General features: G+C 68.3%; 15 protein-coding genes. 5 read left to right on the top strand and 10 right to left on the bottom strand.

Going from position 1 to position 17,948, the window contains the following annotated elements; genetic code table 11:
* Positions 1-22 precede the first annotated feature (22 nt).
* On the bottom strand, positions 23-706 hold the full coding sequence (locus tag C469_RS14840) for a haloacid dehalogenase type II (protein ID WP_008008062.1): 684 nt from the start codon (positions 704-706) through the stop codon (positions 23-25).
* Between the two features lie 58 nt (positions 707-764).
* Entirely contained in the window at positions 765-1,556 is a 792-nt protein-coding gene (locus tag C469_RS14835; protein WP_008008061.1) for a pirin family protein, read from the bottom strand.
* Positions 1,557-1,757: 201 nt separating this feature from the next.
* On the opposite strand from C469_RS14835, the gene C469_RS14830 reads away from it, so the two are divergent.
* Entirely contained in the window at positions 1,758-2,492 is a 735-nt protein-coding gene (locus C469_RS14830; protein WP_008008060.1) for a superoxide dismutase, read from the top strand.
* Positions 2,493-2,625: 133 nt separating this feature from the next.
* On the opposite strand, the gene C469_RS14825 is transcribed toward C469_RS14830, so the two are convergent.
* Positions 2,626-3,588 carry a winged helix-turn-helix domain-containing protein gene (locus C469_RS14825; protein WP_008008059.1) on the bottom strand — a complete coding sequence of 321 codons (963 nt, stop codon included), beginning with the start codon at positions 3,586-3,588 and terminating at the stop codon, positions 2,626-2,628.
* 120 nt (positions 3,589-3,708) lie between these two features.
* Between C469_RS14825 and C469_RS14820 the strand changes: the two genes are divergently transcribed.
* Entirely contained in the window at positions 3,709-4,128 is a 420-nt protein-coding gene (locus tag C469_RS14820) for a Rieske (2Fe-2S) protein (protein ID WP_049911469.1), read from the top strand.
* 27 nt (positions 4,129-4,155) lie between these two features.
* On the opposite strand, the gene C469_RS14815 is transcribed toward C469_RS14820, so the two are convergent.
* From C469_RS14815 to C469_RS14800, 4 genes are read right to left on the bottom strand one after another with little or no spacing between them, the layout of a single operon-like run.
* Positions 4,156-4,971: a DUF7856 family protein gene (locus C469_RS14815; RefSeq protein ID WP_008008056.1), complete on the bottom strand. Its 816-nt coding sequence runs from the start codon at positions 4,969-4,971 to the stop codon at positions 4,156-4,158.
* Positions 4,968-5,306 (bottom strand): DUF7855 family protein, encoded by a 339-nt coding sequence (locus tag C469_RS14810; protein WP_008008054.1) that lies wholly within the window; start codon positions 5,304-5,306, stop codon positions 4,968-4,970. The genes C469_RS14815 and C469_RS14810 overlap by 4 nt, the downstream gene beginning before the upstream one ends.
* A gap of 51 nt (positions 5,307-5,357) precedes the next feature.
* Positions 5,358-5,666 (bottom strand): DUF7854 family protein, encoded by a 309-nt coding sequence (locus tag C469_RS14805; RefSeq protein WP_008008053.1) that lies wholly within the window; start codon positions 5,664-5,666, stop codon positions 5,358-5,360.
* The gene (locus tag C469_RS14800) at positions 5,667-9,710 is read right to left on the bottom strand and encodes an LAGLIDADG family homing endonuclease (RefSeq protein WP_008008051.1); all 4,044 of its coding nucleotides are present in this window, start codon (positions 9,708-9,710) and stop codon (positions 5,667-5,669) included.
* Positions 9,711-9,932: 222 nt separating this feature from the next.
* Between C469_RS14800 and C469_RS14795 the strand changes: the two genes are divergently transcribed.
* A complete protein-coding gene (locus C469_RS14795) occupies positions 9,933-10,178 on the top strand; it encodes a hypothetical protein (protein WP_008008050.1) in 246 nt (81 codons plus the stop codon).
* Positions 10,179-10,194: 16 nt separating this feature from the next.
* Here C469_RS14795 and C469_RS14790 read toward each other — a convergent pair whose 3' ends face one another.
* Positions 10,195-10,557 carry a TRAM domain-containing protein gene (locus C469_RS14790; protein ID WP_008008048.1) on the bottom strand — a complete coding sequence of 121 codons (363 nt, stop codon included), beginning with the start codon at positions 10,555-10,557 and terminating at the stop codon, positions 10,195-10,197.
* A gap of 180 nt (positions 10,558-10,737) precedes the next feature.
* Between C469_RS14790 and C469_RS14785 the strand changes: the two genes are divergently transcribed.
* Together C469_RS14785 and C469_RS14780 are read left to right on the top strand one after the other, a co-directional pair.
* Positions 10,738-13,080: a DEAD/DEAH box helicase gene (locus tag C469_RS14785; protein WP_008008046.1), complete on the top strand. Its 2,343-nt coding sequence runs from the start codon at positions 10,738-10,740 to the stop codon at positions 13,078-13,080.
* 526 nt (positions 13,081-13,606) lie between these two features.
* Positions 13,607-14,359: an endonuclease NucS domain-containing protein gene (locus C469_RS14780; protein ID WP_008008044.1), complete on the top strand. Its 753-nt coding sequence runs from the start codon at positions 13,607-13,609 to the stop codon at positions 14,357-14,359.
* Positions 14,360-14,431: 72 nt separating this feature from the next.
* Here C469_RS14780 and C469_RS14775 read toward each other — a convergent pair whose 3' ends face one another.
* Positions 14,432-15,418, bottom strand: coding sequence for a tyrosine--tRNA ligase (locus C469_RS14775; RefSeq protein ID WP_008008041.1), 987 nt, complete (start codon positions 15,416-15,418; stop codon positions 14,432-14,434).
* 102 nt (positions 15,419-15,520) lie between these two features.
* Entirely contained in the window at positions 15,521-17,578 is a 2,058-nt protein-coding gene (locus C469_RS14770) for a DUF460 domain-containing protein (RefSeq protein ID WP_008008040.1), read from the bottom strand.
* Positions 17,579-17,948 lie beyond the last annotated feature (370 nt).

The raw sequence follows: 17,948 nt of genomic DNA, 5'->3' as shown, positions 1-17,948 counted from the left end.
CTCCTGAATTCGGCCGACCGACTCAGACCCCGAGCGCGTCGGCCACCTCGTGGATCGATTCGACCGTGAGATCCGGGTCGCCGGCGAACGGCTCCCACGGCGTTCCCTTCCGGTTGAGGCGCACCGCCTGCATCCCCGCGTGCGATGCGCCCAGCACGTCGAACCAGCCCGCGGTGACGTGGACGATCTCGTCGATCGGTGTCCCGGTTCGAGCGGCGCCGTGGCGGTACAGCTCGGTCGCCGGCTTGAACGTCTCCACCTCGTCGGCGCTTATGGCGTCCTCGACGAGGTCGCCGATCCCGGCGTGTTCGACCATCGAGTCGAGCATCTCCGGGTTCCCGTTCGAGAGCACGTACGGCTCGTAGCCGCCGTCGCGCAGGCGCTCGATCCCCGACCGCACGTCGTCGAACACCTCCAGCTCGTGGTACACCGCGAGGATCTCGTCGCGCTCTCCGGTCGATAGATCGACGTTGTGAGCCGCCAGCGCGTACGTCAGCGCGTCGCGGTTCATCTCGTAGAAGGGCTGGTAGGCGTCGACCGCGTTCGCGACGAACGTGTACGCCAGCGACCGCGAGCGCCAGAGCCGCGACACTGGCTCCGGATCGGGAACCCGGTCGGCGAGCGCCGCCTCGGCCGCCTCCACGTCGACGAGGGTGCTGTACGAGTCGAAGGTGACGGTCTGAACGCGGTCCGGATCGAGTGGCATTCGGTCGCCCCTTCGGCGTCCCGCGGTATCATACCTCGCTCTCCGTCGCCGAGCGGATTTATAAGACGAACGGCCCCTGCTGGCGGATCGGCTCTCCGTGCGGGCGCCCGGAGACGGCGACGAACCGGAGCGCCCCGTCTCCGTCGTTCTCGACCGTCACGTCCCGCGCGTCCGCGTTCGGAAGCACGTCGCCGCCGCCGAACTCGCGGCGGGCGTCGACCCCGGTGCTCGCGTCGGCTCCGGCTTCCCTGACCGTCCCGCTCCCCCCGACGCCGTAGAGGAACCCGGACCACTCCTCGGGAATCTCCCACGTCCATCCGTCGCTGACGTGCACGTCGAGGTACTCCATCGGGGTGTACAACTCGATCGGCGACCCCTCGCCCACGACGGTCGTGACGGTCGCGCCGTCGAGCTCGACTGTGGGAAGCTCCTCGGCGCCCGCGTCGACGTAGTCCGGGTCCGCCTCCTTCTCCTCGCGCGGGAGGTTCACCCAGAGCTGGAGCCCGTTGCAGGCCTCGCCGTCGGCGGGGAACTCGGAGTGGCGGATGCCGCTTCCGGTCGTGATCCGCATCGCCTCGTCCTCGCGGGCGGTGTGCTCGACGCCGAGCGAGTCCGCGTGGTCCATCCCGCCCTCGATCATGTACGAGACGATCTCGAACCCCTTGTGCGGGTGCATCGGGAACCCCTTGTCCGGGTCGATGTAGAACCGCTCGAACAGCACGAACGGGTCGAGGTTGTCGGGATACCCGCTCGTCGGGAACGCGCGGTCGGAGTTCACGCCCGTTCCGTGCCGGACCGCCTCGCCGGGGAGCGGCTCGACGCCGCCCGCGGCCGCCTCGTCTGGTGTCATACTCGATCTGACGAGTCCGGCACAGATAAGGCCCGCGTCGCCGGTAGTGACTACCTAACAGATTATGTATGTATAATACACAAAAGATTTCAAAACACGGTGTAAAGCGTGACTAAACGCCATATTTTTATTGAAGATATCTTACTGAAGAACGCTACAGAGAACGCTCTTACCCGTCCCGTGCATAGACAGGAATGTAACATGAGCTACGAACTCGATCCGTTACCGTACGAGTACGACGCGCTGGAGCCGCACATTTCCGAGCAGGTGCTGGAATGGCATCACGACACNATGAGCTACGAACTCGATCCGTTACCGTACGAGTACGACGCGCTGGAGCCGCACATTTCCGAGCAGGTGCTGGAATGGCATCACGACACGCACCATCAGGGCTACGTAAATGGATGGAACGCGGCCGAAGAGACGCTCGAGGAGAACCGCGAGTCGGGCGACTTCTCGTCGTCGGGTGGCGCGCTTCGGAACGTGACGCACAACTCGTCGGGCCACATCCTGCACGACCTGTTCTGGCAGAACATGAGCCCGGAGGGCGGCGAGGAGCCCGAGGGNCGGAACGTGACGCACAACTCGTCGGGCCACATCCTGCACGACCTGTTCTGGCAGAACATGAGCCCGGAGGGCGGCGAGGAGCCCGAGGGTGCACTCGCTGACCGGATCGCGGAGGACTTCGGCTCCTACGAGGCGTGGAAGGGCGAGTTCGAGGCGGCGGCGTCCGCGGCGTCCGGCTGGGCGCTGTTAGTGTACGACACGTTCTCGAACCAGCTGCGGAACGTCGTGGTCGACAAGCACGACCAGGGCGCGATCTGGGGCGGCCACCCAATCTTAGCGCTNGGCGAGTTCGTCGACAACTTCTTCGAGGTCGTCGACTGGAGCGAGCCCGCGACCCGCTACGAGCAGGCCGTCGAGCTCTTCGAGTAACGAAGTCGATCGATCGGTCCGGATTCGGCCGATCCACCCGAGGTATTCTCCTGTCGCCCGCCGGGTCGTCCGGCCCGCCCGACGGGCGCTTTCGTTCCGCGAGCGACGGGTACGCAGACCTACTCTCTCCGACTCACACCACCAGCGTCGTCTCCACCACGTCCACCGATCCGTCGACGACCACGCGGAGCTCGTCGCCGCCGCAGGGGAGCGAGAGCCGGACCCGAAGCGGGTCCTCGGAGACGACCGTCGTCCGCTCGTCGCTCACGCACCAGTCGAACCCCCAGAACGGCTCGGTGTTCAGGTCGACGCCGCGCTCGGAGAAGAACAGCAGCGTCTCGGCGTGGTCCAGCAGGGTGACGCCCACCGTCGACCGCAGCCGGTAGTTACAGCGCCCGCAGACGTGTTCGACGGCGACGTCGAGGTCCTCCTCGTCGGGGTCGCGGACGAGCGTCGTCTCGACCGCCCCGGTGCACTCCGGACAGACTCCGTCCGCGGCCAGACAGTAGTGGTGCCGGACGTAGTGGTGGAACGCCTGCAACAGCTCGTCGGTCGTGCGGTCGTCGAGCCCGCCCGAGGGGAAGGGGTAGCTCACCTGGATCGTGCCGCAGTCGGCACAGCCCACGGTGAGCGTGTCGTCGACGTACCAGCCGTGGAGGTCGCCGTCGCAGTCGTAACAGGAGCCCTCGACCGGGAAGAACCCCACCTGCGCGCGCTCGGTGAGGGTCCCGGTGAAGATGGCGCTGACGACCTTGCGACCGGGGTATCGGAACGCGTAGCCGTCGTCGCTCCGCTTGACGAAGTGGCCGGTGAGCTGACGGAGGTGGTAGTTGAAGTTGGCGCTGTCGTCGATGTCGACCCGCTCGAAGAGGTCGGTGAAGCTCACCGGGGCCTCGTCGGCGCCGAGTTCGAGGAGGGCGCGCAGGATGTCGACGCGCGTGTCGTTGCCGAGCGTGGCGAACACCTCCGCGGGGAGCACTCGGGACTCCGTCCGGAGGGCGGCCGTCAGGTCGCCGTCGGCGTCGGTCTCGCTCTTCGCGGCCGCGTCGGTCTCCGTACCCGCGTCCGCGCCGGCGGTCCGATCGAACTGACTCACACCGGATCCATGCGGCACGACCGGATAAAACCCATCGAACGGGGCGAGAGAACCGACTTCCACGCTTGCCCGATCGACCGGTCGGCAGGCTTTTCGACCGGACGCCCCTACGCCGATTCCATGTCTGACGCCACCGCGATCGCCGACCGTTCCGAGGTCCCGGCGGGAGGCTCGCACCGCTTCACCGCCGAGGACGCGTTCGGAAACGAGACGGAGGTCATCCTCGTCCCGTGCGAGGAAGACCCCGGCGTCAGGGCGTGGGTCAACAACTGCACGCACGAGGACCAGCGCTTCGACACGGGCCGCGGCGCGGCGATCCGCGACGGCGAGATCATCTGTCCGCGACACGGTTCGATGTTCGACGCCTGCTCCGGCGAGTGCGACAACGGAGAGGCGTCGGGGACCGCGCTCCCCGGCGTGGAGATCGCGGTCGAGGACGACACCGTCCTCCTCACCGACGAGCACTACGACTACCTGCACGACGGCGGCGTGAACGACGGCGACGACGGACCGGGATCGACCTCGCACGTCTCGTTTTGAGCCGGCGCCCGCTCCGATCGAATACCGTCAGGGCTCCGTCCGTCGATACGGCCTGACCGCCGGCGCGTCGATCACCGATTCCGGCGCCGCGCCGCCGTGGTTGACGATCCACCTGACCGCCTCCGTGCCGAGCGCGACCGGTTCGTCCAGATCCGCGATCCGGACCGCCGCCAGGGACGCCGCGAGGGGCGGGCCCTCGTACGCCGTGGGCTCTGCGCCGGCGTCGGCGGAGTCGGCTCCCGGAACGACCGACAGCGCGTCCCGGAACGCCGGGTACACCTCCCGCGCGAGCTCTCGGCGAGCGTCCCGGCGTCGGTTCCGTAGTCGGTCCCGGAGTTCGAGGCGTCGCTCGCGGGCGTCACGCGCGTCTGCCGCTCGCTCCCGGGCGCGCTGGAGCGCCTGCTCGGCCGCGATCCGCTCGCTCTGTGCGGCCGACAGCTCCGCGGCCGCCGACTCCAAGTCGCCGAGCGCCTCGTCGGTCTCCGCGTCGGTCTCTCGCCGCGCTTGCACGCCCCCGCGGAGGGCCGCGACGCGCTCTTTCAGCCGATCCTCCTCGCCGCTCGCGGCCGCGACCCGACGCCGGGGCGCGTCGAGGTCGACCGGTTCGATCTCGACCGCTGCGATCGCGTCGCAGATCTCGATCAGCTCGCTTTCGATCGAGGACGCCAGCCCGAGCGTCCGGGCCGCCGCGGCGAGCTCGCGCCGGAGGTCCGCCTCCGTCGGAACGCGACCGAGCACGGCGGTCGGATCCGGAACCGTCGGCTCGGGAGCGGTGGTGGCGGCATCGACTTCGGGCGTTTCGTCGAGCCGGCCGCGGTCGCCCCGCTCGTCGGTTTCGCTCACAGTTCGTCGCCCCGCATCGAGTCCGGATCCGGATGGTCGGTCCCGGCGGCGAACGCGGCGTACGGCGTCGATTTCGCGTCGCGGTCTGCGTACGCGCTCGCCGCCTCGCGGACCGGTTCGTCGAGCGCGACGAACTCGTTGAACGGCTCCGTCCGCTCGATCTGTACCTCCCCGCCGTACGACTCGCGCAGTCGGAGCGCGAGAAACGCACCGTACACCGTCGCGTCGAGCAGCGCCGCCCGCCCGAACCGTCGCGCGACCGTCTCCTCGTGGCGCCGACACAGGTTTCGGAGGCCGGTGCGGGCCGCCGCCGAATACGTCACGACCAGCAGCACGAACGCGGCTGATCGGTTCCGGAACTTATCGGTTCCGAACTGATACGCAGATCACACTCGTTCCACGTCGAACTCGGGGACGGGATCGCTTTCTGAGTTTGTCATGTTGTTTAAACTATCCCCGCCGGCGAGCGCGAGCACGCGTTCTCGAGCCGCGGGTGCCGAGGGCGCGACCACGACGGTCCCGTCGACGGGCTCTTCGCCGACCGCGCGGAACACGTCGTCTTCGCCGTCGAACTCGGTGGCGTACGTCCGGAGGGTCGCCGCCACCCGTCGCTCGGTGTCGGCGAGGTCGGCGTCGCCGTTCTCGAACGCGCGGAGCGCGTCCTCGACGTTCCGTATCGCGGAGATCCGGTCCATCTACGTCGTTCGGAGGTGACCTTGTTGGGGTTCGTACACTTCGCCCTTCGTGCGGAGCTTCTCGATCTCCTGTTCGGCCTTCCCGGGGTCCATCCCGATCTCGCCGGCGCGGTCGAGCACTTCCTCGACGGGTGCGCCCTCCTGGTACTCCTCCTCGATGTCCGCGATGAGTCCCTTGATGTTCTTGATGCGGTCGCGCTGGCTCTTGGAGGTGCCCGTCTCGACCACGTCGGCGTCGAACTGGCCCGTCTCCGGGTCGATACCGATGTCCTTCAGACAAGACTCCACGATGTCGGTGGCGCGGTCGGCGTCCTCCCGCTCGACGGTGTCCGAGAGCCGGAGCCGCGCGCTCGCCTCCGCGAGCCGCACCATCGCCTCCAGCTTCCGGGCGGTGACCGGGACCGGAGCGTCCTCATCGGCGCCCTTCGAGCGCAGGTCGACGTAGAACTCCTCGATCAGCTCTTTCGCCTCTTCCGTCATCGTCGGGAAACAGGAGCGCTTCGCGTGGGCGATGTACTTCCGGAGCAGCTCGGCGTCGATCTCCGGGGCGACCTCCTGGGTCACCTCCGCGACCTGTTCCGGCGTGAACTCCGAGCTCGCCAGCTCCTCGCGCTGCGTGTTGATCTCCCCGGCGTAGTTCGTCTTGATGATGTGTTTCGCCAGCCGGGAGTCGTGTTCCGGGTCCGGGCTGTCCGTCACCGTGAAGATGAGGTCGAACCGGGAGATGAGCGCGGGTTCGAGGTCGATCTGCTCGCCGATCGGCTCGTACTGATCGAACCGGCCGTACTTGGGATTCGCCGCGCCGAGCAGGGAGCACCGCGCCTTGAGCGTCGCGTTGATCCCCGCCTTCGAGACGGAGATCTTCTGCTGTTCGAGCCCCTCGTGCATCGCGGAGCGGTCAGAAGAGTTGTGCACGACGAGCCCGTTCGCGACGAAGTTGTGCGTCTCCTCGACGGTCAGGTCGTACACCTTTGGTCGCTCCCCGTCCTCGATCCGCGCCAGTATCGACCGCAGTTCCGCCTTCACGGCGTTTACCTCCTCCACGACGGCCTCGCGCAGGTGGTCGAGCCGGTCCGTTTCGACGTCGCCCGACAGCCAGCGCGACACGGTCGCCTGACTCACGTCGAGCCCCGACACCGCGTCCGCCTGACTGACGCCGTACGCGTCGAGCGCCGCCGATAGTTCTGTCCGCGTCTCGCCGACCGGACCGCGGTCGAGTAGCTCGCGAGACCGTCGCTCCGCCGTTTCGACCGGTCCGCCGATGACGTCGGCGAGACGCTGCCGAAGCACCTCGCCACGGTGTTCGGTCGACTCCGGCAGCACGGTTTCGACGGAGTCGACGCGACGCCACTTCACGTCACCCCGGACGAACTCGCGAAGGTCGTCGAGGTCGGTCTCTGCGACTTCGGTGAGGACCTCGCGGAGCCGATCGGTCACCAGCCGACGAACCTCGTCGTTTTCGCCCCACTCGCGAGAGATCTGCTGCTGTGACAGCGCCGTCCCCTCGGCCAACTCGGACTGCGAGACGTGGTATCGGCCTCGCAGCTCCGCGAGCCTCTCCCACGTCGATTCCTCGTCGAGTCGACGCCGGTCGTCAGCGGCCGTCTCCAGTCTGTCATCGAACGCCGTGAGTATCCGGGCAGCCCGATGGAGCGACGCGTTCGCGTTCCCGTTCTCGAAGTCGTGGTACGTGACCGCGTTGAGTCCGCACTCGCTCTGGTGAAGCCGGAGCGACTCGCGAGACCGCGACAACACGTCGTCGATCTCCGGGACCACGTCGACAATCGTGCGGTCGCCGTCGGCGGCCTCGACGACGCGGTCGAGTGCATCCGCCTTTCGAATGGCTGTGAACCCGACATACCGCCGGTACGCCGTCAGCGAACCCGCGTCGGTCACGGTGAGGTAGTACACGTCGCGGCCCTCGTCGCGCTCGCGGCGTTGGAGCTGACTCGACACGCCGAACTGTAAGAGGAGGTTTCGCGCCCCGTCCAGTAGGTCCCGGCTCGCCGACGCTATCCGAACGTTGCCCGCCGACTCGTCGACGTGTCCCTCGCTGTCGGCCAGCGCGCGAACGAACGCGGCCTTCGCCGCGCGGTTTCCGGTCGAAACAGGTGTGGGGAAGCACTTCTCGTCGTATCGGCCGAGGTTCATCCCCGCGTCGAGGACGGCGTCGGCGTGCTCTTTCCCGGTGATGCGGACCGTCTCGGCGCCGCCGTCGCGTTTCTCGCTCGGCGGTCGCGTCGGTTCCGCGTCGAACGCCGTCCGCGCCGCGCGCTCGAAGTCGGCCAGCAGCTCCTCGTCGGTGTTGGTGAACCGGACGCCGTAGACCCCCTCCTCGCGGTCGTAGTAGACGTTCCCGTCGCCGGAGAGGTACCCGAGGACGCTCGCCGTCGCGGCGTCGATTCCCCCGCCGTTATCGACGGCCTCGGCATCGACGTCACTTCCCGTCGCCGCTACCGCTCCCGCGCCATCTGCCGCCTTCGTCGGAATCGCGCGAGGGACGTACACCCAGTCGCCGTCACTGAGCGCGGCCGCTTCACGCTCGACGCGCTCCCCGTCATCGAGGACGAAGAACGGATGGTCGGCCGTCGCGGTCAGCGACGCTCCGGTCTCCATCGTCACGCGTGTCAGTTCCGACGGCGCGTCGTACTCGTGTACCGCGGAGACGGGACGCTTCACCAGACGCCCGTCCTCGTCCATCGTCCAGACCGCGAGATCGACGTCGCGAATGTGGCGACCGTTCGACAGCTCCTCGATCTCGCCGTCTTCCGCTGCCTCCCGCGCCAGCTCGTCGATGCGCTCCACGCGCCCGTCGGCGAGCGTGACCAGCGCGTCGCCGGTGACGCAGTCCATCTTGTCCAGCTCGTCGACTGCGGCAATCCCCTTGTCGGCGAGCACGAGCGCGCCGGCCTCGAGCGACCACTGCTGTCCGTCGCCGAAGTCGTCGCGTACAGCTGCGGCCGTAAGTCCTGCAGCGGATGATCCTTTTCCAGATGTATAAACTGATCTTGGAGCAATATTCTCGACATAACTGATCATCTGACTTTTTCCAGTACCCGGATCTCCGATAAGAAGCATGTGCAAGTCTCCGCGGATCCGCGAGCCGTCGGGGAGGTGTTTGGTGACGCCGGAGAAGAGCTGGAGGATCATCGCGAGTTTCTCCTCCTCGTAGCCGTAGATGGCGGGGGCGATGGAGTCGACCATCGCCTCGTAGATGTCGTCGCGGTTGGAGAGCTCGATGATCTCGCGTTTGTCCGCCTCGGTGATGTCCATGTCCTCGAACTCCTCGTCCTCGATGGCGATGGAGACGCCGTCCATGTAGAGGTCGAAGATGGCGGACTTCTCGTTGCCCTGCTCGACCTGCTCGATGTGGAGGACGCCGACGCAGGTGACGTGGTCGCCGGGGCTCACCTTCCCGGTGATGTCGTCGACGATATCGACGTCGATGTTCTGGGGCGTCTCGCCGCCGCGGAGCCCCTCGGGCGACTCCTGGATGCGAAGCTTCTGGGAGTCGATGAACTCCGACTGGTCGAAGTTGACGCGGAAGGGGCCCTGTCGCTCGCAGCCCTGACACTCGTGGGGCTCCTGGAAGCCGCCGTCGCTCTGGGGGATGTACGTCATCGTGCCGCAGCGCTGGCACTCGAAGGCGGCCTCGGTCACCTTCGGGCGGACGTCGGTCGCCTTGCGGACGATGCCCTTGATCGAAACGAGCTTGCCGATGTGGTCGTCGTGGACGCGGATGCCGCGGATGTCGATGCTCTCGGGGAGGTTCTCGATCCGAACGTGTGCACGGCCGAGGCTGACGTCCGCGGGGAGGTCGTAGAGCCGCAGCGCCTCCTCGGCGTACTCGCGCATCTGCTCCGGCTTCGTGCGGAAGTCCTCGGCGAGGTCGCGGTCGAACTGGTAGAGGTCGTCGTACTCGACGTACAGCGAGCGCTGTTCGTTGGGGTACCGCTGCGCGAGCTGTCCGATCTCCTCACGGTAGTAGTTACGGTAGAACTGAATGAACCGCTCCGTGAGGTCCTGATTCCCGGCCTGAGCCATTACGAAACCACTTCGTCGCCATCACGTATGAACCTCATGCTCGGAGCGGAGGTGGTCCCGGTGACGGTCCGTCTGCGTTCGAACACATCTCGAGAGTGATCTGTGTCCGGGACTGACGTTCGGTCGACGACGTTCGAAATCGATCGCAGACTGTGACGCTTCGCCGCCCAAATCTGCCGTATCAGATAAATTCATATAAGTCTGAATAAACAGCTGGAACACATGTCAGCAGAGAACGACACCGGGAACCCGATCATCGTCGCGCTCGCTTCGCTTATCATCCCCGGACTGGGACACATCATCGGCGGACTGAAAGGCCGCGGCCTCTACTGGCTCGGCGGCTTCGTGATCTACATGCTGGTGTCTACCGTGCTGGTGTTCGTCGGAATCGGGATTTTCATGCTGCTCCTCGAGCCGGTGTGGCATCTCGGGGCGGCGATCGACGGGTACGTTCAGGCCAGCGACTGAGGGATCGGACTCCGTCCTACGCCTTCCCCACGTACGTCGCGTCGGCCGAGGTTCGACCCTCGTTGAACGAGAGCACCTTCGCGCGGATCACGTCGCCCTTCGCCACGTCACCGGGGATGTCCTCGGTGAAGAGGACGAACCCCTCCACCTTGCCGACGGCGACCTCCTTCCCCGAGTGGTGGTCGGTGAGCTCGGTGACGCCGAACTCGTACGTCTCGCCGACCTCGACCGGCGGGTCGCGCTCCTGGGCGGCCTCGTGGGCGCGCTTCGACTCCCGCGCCTCCGAGGAGGGGGAGCGCAGCCGACGAACGCCGACCAGCAGGACGAGCAAGGCGATCACGGCGGCGGCACCGATGACGACCGGCGACGACGGTAACATACCGGGCGGTCGACCCGCGGTCACGTAAACGCTCGGGGTCGGCGGCGCGGTTCGGGTCCGCCGGCGTCGACCGCGACCGCGCCGACCGCATGAGAAACGCCTTTGCGCTTGAGGCCCCCCGTTCGACGTGATGCGAACGACTCTCGGTTACCGTCGAGTCGCCCACGGGCGTGGTGCGGCGTGAAGGTCGCGGACGCGGTGCCGGAGTTCGCCGACGCCTTCGGGTTCGACGAGTTCAATCGGATGCAACGCGAGGCGCTGCCGGGGATTCTGCAGTCCGACCACAACGTGGTCGCCTCCGCGCCGACGGCCTCCGGCAAGACCGCGCTCGCCGAACTCGCGATCTGCAAGACCCTCTCGGAGGGCGGTACCGCCCTCTTCGTCGCGCCGCTGCGCGCGCTCACCAACGAGAAGGAGAGCGAGTGGGAGCGGTTCGAGGAGCTCGGCTACTCCGTGTACGTCGTCTCCGGCGAGCGCGACCTGAACCCCCGCCGCGCGGAGCGCGCGGACGTGCTCGTGACGACCCCCGAGAAGGCAGACAGCGCCACGCGAAAGCACGACTCCGGACGCTACTCCTTCATCACCGACGTGGACTGCGTCGTCATCGACGAGGTCCACCTGCTCGACAGCGAGAAGCGCGGCGCGGTGCTCGAAGTCACCGTCTCGCGGCTCCGCCGCCTGCAGGACCCGCGCGTCGTCGCGCTCTCGGCGACGATGCCGAACGTCGACGACGTGGCCGAGTGGCTCGACGCGCCCGCGGAGACGACCTACGAGTTCGGCGACGAGTACCGCCCGGTCGACTTAGAGACCGGCGTGAAGACGTACTCGCACGGCTCGAACGCGTTCGCCGACAAGTACCGGCGGCTCTACCGCGCGCTCGATCTGGCCGAGCCGCACGTGCGCGAGGACGGGCAGGCGCTCGTGTTCGTCTCCTCGCGGCAGGACACGGTGCAGGCCGCCAAGAAGGCGCGCGACGAGATCACCGACCGCGACATCCCGATCGACTCGCGGGGCGACTACGACTTCCACAACGAGGCGAAGGAGCTCACCAACGACACCCTCCGTCAGTCCGTCACCGACGGCGTCGGTTTCCACCACGCCGGGCTCGGGAAGGGGGACCGCGACCGCGTCGAGGAGTGGTTCAAGCAGGGGAAGATCAAGCTCCTCTTCTCGACGTCGACGCTCGCGTGGGGGGTGAACCTCCCGGCGCGCTGCGTCGTCATCCGCGACACGAAGTACCACGACCCGCTCGAGGGGGAGACCGACATCTCGCCGCTCGACGTGCTCCAGATGCTCGGGCGCGCGGGCCGTCCCGGCTACGACGACGTGGGGTACGGCTGGGTCGTCTGCGACCGCGCGGACGCAGATAAGTACCGGACGCTGCTGAAGGAGGGCAAGGAGATCGAGTCGCGGCTCGCCGCCGAACTCGAGTCGCACCTCAACGCCGAGATCGCGATGGGAACCATCCGTGGGTTAGAGGACGTGATGGAGTGGCTGGAGACCACCTTCTACTACGTCCGCGCCGAGTCGAAGCCCGACGAGTACGAGTTCGCCACCCTCCGCGACCGCGTCCGCGACACCCTCGAGTCGCTCGTCGACGACGGGTTCGTCGCGGCCGACGACGACCTCGCGATCGAGCCGACGGGGCTCGGTCGCCTCGCCTCGAAGTACTACCTCCGCTTAGACACGGCCCGTCGCTTCCGGCGGCTCGCCGATCGGGAGACGCTGACGGTCGATTCGGTACTGGAGACGGTCGCGTCGGCCGGCGAGTTCGACTCGGTCTCCGCGCGCTCGGCCGAGTCGGACGCGATCGACCGGATCCTCGACGGCCGCGACACCGACCTGGAGGACGGTCACCGCAAGGTGTTCGCCATCCTGCTCGCGGGGATGGCCGACGCGATCCCCTCGGACCTGCGCTCGGACGCGTGGGTGATCCGGCAGAACGCGCTCCGCCTGCTCGCCGCGCTCTCGGAGTTCCTCGACCGGTTCGCCGGCCCCCGCGCCGCCAACCTCGCGTGCCGCGTCGAGGCGCGCGTCGAGCACGGCGTCTCCCGCGAGGCGGTCGCGCTCACCGCGATCGACGGCGTCGGCTCCGGTCGCGCGGAACGGCTCGCCGACGCCGGGCTCACCTCCCCCGCCGAGGTGGTCGACGCCGGCGCGAGCGAACTCGAGAACGCCGGGATGAGCGGCTCCGTCGCCGAGCGCATCGTCGACGCCGCGCGCGACTGCCCCCGGATCGACGTGGACTGGGGCGACTTCCCCGACGCCGTCGCCGTCGGCGAAAACGAGATGTGCGAGGTCGCCGTGGCCGCCGTCTCCGGGAGCGCTCGCGCGGGGATCCGGGTCACCGTCAACGACGTGGAGATGACCGCGACGACGACGTACCTCGACGGCGAGACGACGGTCCCGGTCGGCGTGTTCGGGCCGCCGGACACCGACGAGCTGGAGTTCGTCGTCGAGGTCGTCTTCCCCGACCTGCCGCTGATGCCCGTCAGGGCGACGCGGACGGTTCGCGTGGAGTAGGGAGCGTCAGCGTCGGAATCCGACCCCGTGAGTCGCCGCTGGCGACGGGATATTTAAACAGCGATGAGCGACAGCGACGATCGTTTATAAATAGCTGTGCGGTGGCGCGCCTCCGAGCGGGCCATCGGCCCGCGAGGAGCCCGCGAGGGAGTCGGTCGCCCGGAGCAACGCGGAGGGCGACCGACGAGGCTGGGGAGGCGTGAGGTGCGGCGCTGTGCGGGGTGGGACTCAAAGGGGCAGCCGCGATTCCCGCGAGCAACACGAGCGGGAATCGCGGCTGGGGCTTTGGAGGTGTTCACCGTCGATCTAGTGCCAGCAATCGTTTATAAACGAGCGACTGTGGATTTGGTTGCCTTCACCGTTGATCCGGAACCTTCGATTTATAAGCGATCGATCGGAACTCCGGAACCGTTCACCGCGCCGTCGATGAGGAACACCCCATATCGATCATCACCGACACCCGCTCTATATCCCTGATAAACCCCCGCTCCCGCCACTTTTCACCCATACCGCGGCCACCCGTCGTATGCCCGAACGACTCCGCGTGTTCGCCGGCGACTGTCGAGTGACCGAGCGCGGCGACCGCTCCCGCACCCACCGGGGGCGCGTCGTCGTCCTGATCAAACCGGACGACACCACCCTCGTCCACGACGCCGACGGCTACCAGCCGGTCGCGTGGCTCACGCGCCCCGACTCGGTCGTCGTCGAGAGCGACGGCGACGGCTTCTCGGTCACCGCTCGCGACGGCACTCGCCGACTCCGGGTCGTCGCCGAGGAGGCGACGGCCGGCCGCGCGCTGCCGATCACCGAGGCCGGACTCCCGGTCGGCACCTGCCCGGAGGACGGCGGGGTGCTCGTGCGGTCGCGCGGCGACGTGGTCTGTCTCGACTGCGAGACCCGCTGGGGGCTCCCGGCCGGCGCGAGCGTCACCGACGGGGTCTGCGACGACTGCGGGCTCCCGAAGATCCGGGTCGAGCGCGGCGAGCCGTTCCACCTCTGTCTCGATCCCGCGTGCGACCCGATGGAAGCGGCCGTCAGCGACCGGTTCGACCGCGTCTGGGACTGCCCCGACTGCGGGGGCGACCTCACCGTCGAGTTCGCGCCCGGCCGCGTCTACCTCGCCTGCGAGCACCGCCCGGAGTGCGAGACCACCTTCTCCATCCCCTCCGGCGTCGTCGTGGACGACTGCGACTGCGGGCTCCCGGTGTTCGAAACGGCCGCCGGCCGCGGCTGTCTGGACGGGAGCTGCGAGTACGAGGGGCACGCGACGAGCGAGTAGAGACGGCGCCGAAATGCGAGGAGAGACGACGCCGAAATGCGAGCAGAAGCGACGAAAACCGACCGAAGTCACCTACTCTGCGAGCTGCTCGCGCCCCGGCGCGATCAGCCGGTCGAGGTACTCCGCGAGCGCGCCTTTCGCGTCCGCCGGATGAAGCTCGCCCGACTCCAGTTCCGCCTCTAACGCGTCGTAGCTGTCGTACTCCAAGTCGCCGCCGTACTCCTCGGGACGCTCGACGACGACCGTGTCGAACCGCGGGAACACGTGGTACTCGAACACCTGCAGGACGGGGTTCTCCCGCGCCTCGCCGTCGTCGGTCGGCTCGGGGTCGGCCGTCGGCGGGCAGTAGGCGTCGTTCACCTTCGACTCGATGTCGTCGCGGGAGTCCTCCATCGAGATGGTGACGCCCGTACTGGAGGACATCTTCCCGCGGCCGGTCCCGAGGTCGGCGATGAGCGGCGTGTGGAGGCTCGTCGGCGGCTCGCGGTCGATGCTCGGGAGCACGTCGCGCGCGAGCATGTGGACCTTGCGCTGCTCCATCCCGCCGACCGCGAGGTCGACGCCGAGGTACGGGATGTCGAGCGCCTGCATCAGGGGGTACACCGCCTGCGACACCTTCACGGAGTCGCCGGAGGTGATCTCGGCCATCGCGCGCTCGGCCCGCGCGAGCGTCGTCTCGAGCTCGAGCGAGTGGAGGTCCAGCGTGTAGTCGTCGTCGAGCTGGAAGTCGGAGCCGAGCACGAACTGCGTGTTCGACTCGTCGAGCCCGTAGGCGATGAACTGGTCGCGCATGCGTTCCGCGGTGTGGCGGATGTCCTCGAACGACCCCTTGTCGTTGAGGTAGGCGTGCACGTCGGCGAGCAGCACCGTCACCTCGAAGCCGGCCTCCTGGAGGTCGATGAGCTTGTTCGCGGTGAGCATGTGTCCGATGTGGAGGACGCCCGAGGGCTCGTAGCCGACGTACGCCCGCTTCCCGTCGGGGTCGTCGGCCAGCGCCTCGATCTCCTCCTCGGTGACCACCTCGGCCGCGTTCCGGGTGATCCGCTCGTAAGCGTCCATGCTTCCGACTGTGCGGTTGTCGGTCATATGACTTCTGGATGCGTGTGGACGGGTGGCGAACGGGTGGCGCGGGGGAGAGCGCTCGCCGCGAAGACCGCCGAACTACTCCTCGGTCTCCGGGAGCGTCTGCCCCGCCCGATGCTCCGAGATGATCCGGTCGAGGTGCTCCTGTTTCTCGGCCTTCCGCCGCCGCTCGGCCCGGCGCTCCCAGTCGTCGACGGCGGCCGCCACGGCGTCCTCGCTCGCGACCGCCAGCTCGTCGACCTCGCGGACCGGGACCGCGTCGACCGGGAGGACCGGCACGTCGTGGTCGAAGAGCACCTGATCGGCCACGTCCGAGAGGTTCCCGTCGCGGACCACGGCGCGGGGATCCGTCTCCGCAAGCCGCTCTGCGGTCCGCCGACCGGCCCCGGAGGCGTCCCGGAGGTAGACCACGTCGCCGGCGACGAGGCCGTACGCCTCGTCGGCGGCCTCGATCGCGTCGAGGGTGAACTGCTCCACGACCTTCACGCTCGCGAGCCCCTGGTCCGCGGCCACGTCGTCGAAGTTCGAGTGGTCGAGCCGCCACAGTTCCTTCAGCGTCTCCACTTTCCCCTCCAGCTCCGCGACCCGTTCGCGTGCCTCGTCCCGCTCGCGCTCGAGCCGGTCCGTCTCGCGTTCGAGCCGCGACACCGCCCGTCGGCTCCGCGCCTCGACGCGCTCCTCGCGTCTCGCCTCCTCCAGCTCCCCTTCCAGCTCCGCGATCCGCTCGTCGCGGTCGGCGAGGTCGTCCTCGAGCGACTCGGCGTGCGACTCCAGCCGGTCGACTCGCTCGCGGAGCCGCCGGATCGTCTCCTCCTCCTCGGTGCGCTCGGGCTCGGTGGGGTCCGTCTCGTCGGCGTCCGCGTCGCCGTTCCCGCCGCCAGCCCCGTTGCCGTCGTCCTCGCTGAGATCAGCGATGACGGCTTCGACCGACGACCCGCCCGCGACGACGCCCGCGATCACCGCCTCGCGATCGAGCCGCGGCGGGGTCTTCGCCGCGACGCGCTCGAACTGGTCCTCGTGGTCGTCGTAGGCGTACAGCGCGGCCGCCAGCGCGTCGCGCTCGTGGTCGTTGTCGTAGTTGCTCTCCCGGGTCCGGTGGAGCTTCTCGTCGACGGGCAGGTCCGTGGTCGGGCGCCAGCCCGCGGCGTCGAACGAGCGCCGGAACTTCTCGACGGTCTCCGGCATCGGCTCCACGTCGGCGGCGACGATGATCGGGCGGCCCTGCTCGATGATCCACTCGGTCACGTCGGCCGTGTCGGCGGTCCGCGAGGAGTAGAGCGCGTGGACGGTGCCGTCGAGCCCGACGACGGCCGCCGCGGTCGTCGTCCCGGGGTCGATCCCGACGATCACCCGGTCGCGCCGCTGTACGAGTGGCTCGTACTCGATCCCGTCGCGGCGCTCGCGCTCGACCTCGACGCGCACGTCGCCGGCCCGCGAGTTCGACACCGGGATGTCCTCGGGGCGGGCCTCGACCGCGAACGTCGCGTTCGCGTAGCCGCCGTACTTCTCGGTCACGTCGCGCTCGAAGTCGAGGTTCGCCTCCTTCAGCTTCGACTGGACCTGCCGCGTCCGCTTCCGGACGTTGCCGTGGATCCGGCGGGTGTAGCGGTCCTGACTCCACCCGCCCTTCCCGGTCGAGCGCCCGCGGGACACCTTCACCCGCGTCTCGTCGGTGAACGCGGTCACCTCGTGGCCGACGTTGGCCGCGGCCAGCCGGGCCGACGCCTCCGCCTCCTTCATCGGCTCCTTCCCGTACGGGATCCCGTGTCTGGAGGCGACCCGCGAGAGCGGCTCCGGGCGCTCCGCGCCGGTCACCTGCACCAGCCGCGTGCCGTCGGGTAACGACCGGAGGAACCCCACGAGCTCGTTTTTGTTCGCCGCCAGCTCGTAGGCGTTGTCGGTGGCGACGTACAGCGGCTCGCGGTCGTCGATCAGCCGACAGAGCTTCCGGAACGACACCACGTCGCGGGTCACCCGCGCCATCGGGCCGTCCATGTCGGGCGCGTCCGGGTCGTCGTCGTCGACGGGGTCCAGGATCACGAGGGCGTAGGAGGGATCGTCGCCGCGGACGTCGCCGCTGTGCACGTCGACGCCGAACACCGGCCGGTCGCGGGCGCGGATGGTCCGGGTTGTCACGCGTTCACGTAGGCCGTTGGCGCGTATATACCCCACGCCGGGTGCGGCGGTTTCGACGCGGGATCCGGCTCTGTAGCTCCGTGCGGATCCGACTTTTGACCGATAGGGAGAGTGGGTAGAGCAGATCGATAGTGACGATGCGGTATTTAAATAACCGTGAGTGGGAGCAACAATTATTTATAAACGAGCGGTGCGGTGGCGCGCCTCCGAGCGGGCCATCGGCCCGCGAGGAGTCCGCGAGGGAGTCGGCGCGGCGCTTATAAGCGCCGCGCCGACGAGGTTGGGGAGGTGTGAGGCTGCGGTGTTGTGCGGGACGGGGTGGGACTCAAAGGGGCAGCCGTGCTCGGCGAACCCCAGCGATGCAAGCACC

This window comes from Halorubrum lipolyticum DSM 21995 (assembly GCF_000337375.1).
GTDB lineage: Archaea > Halobacteriota > Halobacteria > Halobacteriales > Haloferacaceae > Halorubrum > Halorubrum lipolyticum.
This window is presented reverse-complemented; position numbering and strand designations above follow the sequence as displayed.